This window comes from Archangium violaceum Cb vi76 (assembly GCF_000733295.1).
In the GTDB taxonomy this organism is placed as follows: domain Bacteria; phylum Myxococcota; class Myxococcia; order Myxococcales; family Myxococcaceae; genus Archangium; species Archangium violaceum.
Genome location: NZ_JPMI01000147.1, coordinates 1 through 4194, shown reverse-complemented (window position 1 = coordinate 4194; position 4194 = coordinate 1). Strand labels below are relative to the sequence as shown.

2 protein-coding genes are annotated in these 4194 nt (G+C 69.5%); both read right to left on the bottom strand.

Annotated elements, in window-relative coordinates; genetic code table 11:
• Nucleotides 1–1323: Kelch repeat-containing protein (locus Q664_RS21995; protein WP_326938726.1), on the bottom strand; the 1323-nt coding region annotated here is incomplete at its 3' end.
• Between the two features lie 214 nt (nt 1324–1537).
• Nucleotides 1538–4194 (bottom strand): Ig-like domain-containing protein (locus tag Q664_RS52470; RefSeq protein ID WP_235216819.1); only part of this gene is annotated, 2657 nt, incomplete at its 5' end.

The following is a 4194-nucleotide window of genomic DNA, read 5'->3' as shown; positions in this document are numbered from 1 at the left end:
CGCGGCGCCCTGGGGCATGGCCGTGGGGCTCCACCCGTGGGTGTCCGGGTCATACAGCTCGGCACTGTCGAGGGGCCCTCCTTCATCGCGGCCACCGGCCACCAGCACCTTGCCGGAGGGCAGCAGCGTCGCCGTATGCCCGGAGCGCGCGGTGCCCAGGGCCGTCGTTGCACTCCAGGTGCCACTCGCCGGGTCATACAGATCGGCGCTGGACAGGGGGCTGCTTCCGTCCTGCGTCCCTCCCACCACCAGCACCTTGCCCGTGGGCAGCAGCGTCACGGTATGGCCGGAGCGCGCCACGGGCAGTGCCAGCTCATCCCGCCAGCCTCCAGGCCCCGGGGCATACACCTCCGTCCTGTCCAACGTCTCGTTTCCGAATCCTCCCGCCACCAGCACCCTGCCAGAGGGCAACAGCGTCGCCGTGTGCTGGAAGGAGCCGGTGCTCAAGGGGAGACCGGTACTCCAGCTCCCATTCCGCGGGTCATACATCTCTGTATTGGAGAGGCCACTGAGCGTCCCGGTGCGGCCTCCCGTCACCAGCACCCTGCCGGAGGGCAACAGCGTCGCCGTGTGCCCGAAGCGGGCCTGGCTCATCGAGCTCCCGGCATCGTTCCAGCTGTGCCCCACTGGATCATACACCTCCGCCTTTTGAAGGCCGGTGCTGCCATCCGCGGTGCCACCGGTGACCAGGACTTCGCCCGAGGGGAGTAGCGTCGCCGTGTGGTGAAAGCGATTGGTGGGCAATGGCTTCAGTGGACTCCATGTCCTCGAGTCCGGATCGAACTCCTCGATTTCCGGTTCGGCGGCCCCGCCGATGACCAGGATCCTGCCGGAGGGCAGCCGCGTCGCCGTATGTCCGAAGCGGGCATGGTTCAGTGGATCCACGCTGCTCCAGGAAGGTGTCTCCGCTGGGTTGTACACCTCCGCTGTCTGGAGTTCCTGGCTGCCATCCGAGGTGCCGCCGACGACCAGGACTCCGCCGGAGGGTAGCAGGAGCGTCGCTGTATGCCCGAAGCGGGCATGTTTCATTGGCGCCACGGTGCTCCAGGAGCCAGAGGCCGGGTCATACAGTTCGGCGCTGTCGAGGGCCTTGCCCTCGTTGTCCGTCCCTCCGGTGACGAGCACCTTGCCGGAGGGCAGCAGCGTGGCCGTATGGCCCTGGCGGGCCCGGGGCAGCGAGCCGGTCCCTTGCGACATGCCGGTCGCCAGATCATACAACTCCGCGCTGACGAGCAGTCCCGAGGTGGCGTTGTTGCCCCCGGCGAGGAGCACCTTGCCGGAGGGCAGCAGCGTGGCCGTATGGTTGTAGCGGATGGATTTCATGGGGGCGCTGCTGCTCCAGCCGGAGCCCTCACGGGAGGAGTCCGCTACCCGTGCCGGTCCCAGGCTCCGTGCCGCCGCTCGCATGCCCTCTGTCCTTGGATCTTCCCGCGGGCCGCAGCCCAACCACACACATACCAGCCACAGGAGTGCCTCGCCGATGACGGCCATCCGCTTTCCGCTGTGTCTCTTCGTGCTGTCCATGTATTCCCCCAACTCAAGCGAGGCGGCGGCGGCCGGGGCGGCGTCGCAGGAGTATGAGCCCCAGCACCCATGCAGAGGACTGTCCCGGGCCCGCGGCGCAGCCGAAGAGGCCACCGCCGCTCAGAATGTATTCCTCGTCATTGGCGCCGCTCACGGTGAAGCGGCGCAACGCGGAGGCCGGGCTGATATTGCCTGCCGCATCCTTGGCGCGCGCCGAGACCGTGTGCTCTCCCCTCGTCAGTTCCTTGGGCGCCGGCAAGCTCCAGGCCCCCGTGTCATCCGCGGTGGCCGTCCCCACCTTGTGCCCATCCAGGAATACGAGCACCTTGCTGCCGGGAGCCGCGGTCCCGCCGAGCGTCGGTATGGGAGTGGAGACCTTGTCTCCCTCTTGTGGCGCCAGCACCGTGGGCGCCGCGGGGGCCTGCGTGTCCACGGTGAAGCCTGATGCCATGGAGGGCGGGCTGACGTTGCCCGCCATGTCCGTTGCGGTTGCCGCGACCGAGTACTTGCCGTCTTTCAGCGCCTTGGTCAGGGTGTGGCTCCAGCGCCCCTCCGTGTCCGTGGTACTGGAGCCCTTCCGCTCATCATTGACGAACACCGTCACACTGCTGCCCGGCTCCGCCGTGCCTCCCAGGGTGGGCCGGGGGACATTGATGAACGCCTCGAGCGGCAGCACTTCGGGTGCCAGCGGCGGCTCCCTGTCCAGGGTGAGGCCGCGGGCCACCGAGGGCGGGCTGGTGTTGCCCGCCTCATCCGTGGCCGTGGCCGTGAGCTGGTGGATCCCCTCCTCGAGGGCGATCGTCAGGGTCAGGCTCCAGGCTCCCGTGGCGTTCGCCGTTGCCGTACCTGCCTCCCGGTCATCCAGCAGCACCTTGACCGTGCTGCCCGGCTCGGCGGTGCCGGTCACCGTCGGCAGCGGCTGGTTGACCCGGGCGGGCTGCGCCTTCACCACGGGCGCCCCAGGCGGTGTCCCGTCCACATGGACCATCTGGCCTCCGGCGATCCCATCCGTCAGGAGGAAGAGCAGGTGATGGCCATCCGGCATGTCCGGCACGTCCGGCAGGGTGATCCGTGCGGAGGTCTCCGAGAACACGCTCACCGTCAGGTCTCTCAACGCTCCGCCCGGCTCGAGCAGCAGGCGAGCCATGGAGGGGCTGCCGCTGGTTCCCCGGAAGCCGCTTCCCCGCAGGGGGACACTCGCGCCCGGCCGCTGGGGCCTCAGCGATTCGATGACCGGGCGCGGGATGCCCTGCCCCTCGGCATACTGCTGTGCGCCAGACAGGGGGCCGTGCGCGTCCTTGCCTCCAATTATCAGCACCTGGCCCGTCGCCAGCAGCACCGTCGTGGAGTCCTGCTGGGGCGTGATCAACTTGGAACGGGGCCGCCACACCTCGTGCTCCGGGTCATATACCTCCACGTCGCTCAGCGGATCGCCGCCCCGCGTACCGCCGAGCACCAGCACCCCGCCGGTGGGCATCAGGTGCGCCGCGTGGGCCCTGCGAGCCGTGCGCATCGAGCCCACGGCGGACCAGGTCTTCGTCCCCACGTCGTACACCTCGGTGCTCGAGAGGTCCGCGCTGCCGTTCGTGCCTCCGGCCACCAGCACCTCTCCCTCGGGCAGCAGCACGGCGATCGCGGAGGCACGGGCCGTGTTCATGTCCGCCACCTCCGTCCACCTCTCCTTCACCGGGTCATACTGCTCCACGGTGGAGAGGGTCTTGCCTTGTGCGTCCTCGCCTCCGGCGACCAGCACCTGGCCCGAGAGGAGCAGGAGGACCATGGGATTCTGGCGGGCCGTGCTCATGGAGCGCGTCGGGCGCCACGTCCTGGTGACCGGGTCGTACAACTCGGCGGTGTTCAGGGGGGTGTCTTGAGCATCCAATCCTCCGGCGACCAAGACCTTGCCCGTGGGGAGCAGGAGCGCCGAGTGGGAATGGCGGGCCTGATTGAGCGAACCGACGGAGCGCCATTTCCTGGTCAGCGGGTTGAACAGCTCGGCGCTGGAGAGTGCCGGGCCCGAGCTCATGGCGCGCAGGTCACTGCCTTCCAGGCCCGTGCCTCCGACGACCAGCACCTCGCCCGATTGCAACAGCGTGGCCGTGGCGGAGGCGCGAGGCGTTTGCATGCTCTCCGCGTGGGTCCACAGGCCGGTGACGGGGTTGAAGAGCTCCGTGCTGGCCAGGGGACCGCTGGTGCCCGAGCCCCCCGCCACCAACACCTGTCCATCGGGCAGGAGCACCGCCATGAGGTCCGTCCGGGCTTCCTCCAACTCGCCCGCCGGGCTCGGGACGCCTGGCGCCGTGTACACCTCCGCGCTGGCGAGTGGGCCATTGCCTCCGGTGAGCAGCACCTGGCCCTTGGACAACGGCGTCGCCGTATGGAAAGTGCGAGGCTGGGACTGAGAGTCCGTGGGGCTCCACTCCCCCGTGACCGGGTCGTACACCTCCGTGCTGGGGGAGCCCATGCCGGTGATCAGCACCTGGCCATCGGGCAGCAGCGTCGCCGTGTGGCCAGCGCGGGGCATGGCCATGGTGCCCGCCGCGCTCCAGAGCCCCGTGGCCGGGTCGTACACCTCCGCGCTGGACTGCTCGGTGCCGGAGTGGGTGCCGCCCGTGACCAACACCCGCCCATCGGGCAGTAGCGTCGCCGTGTGGCCAGAGCGGGCCGTGG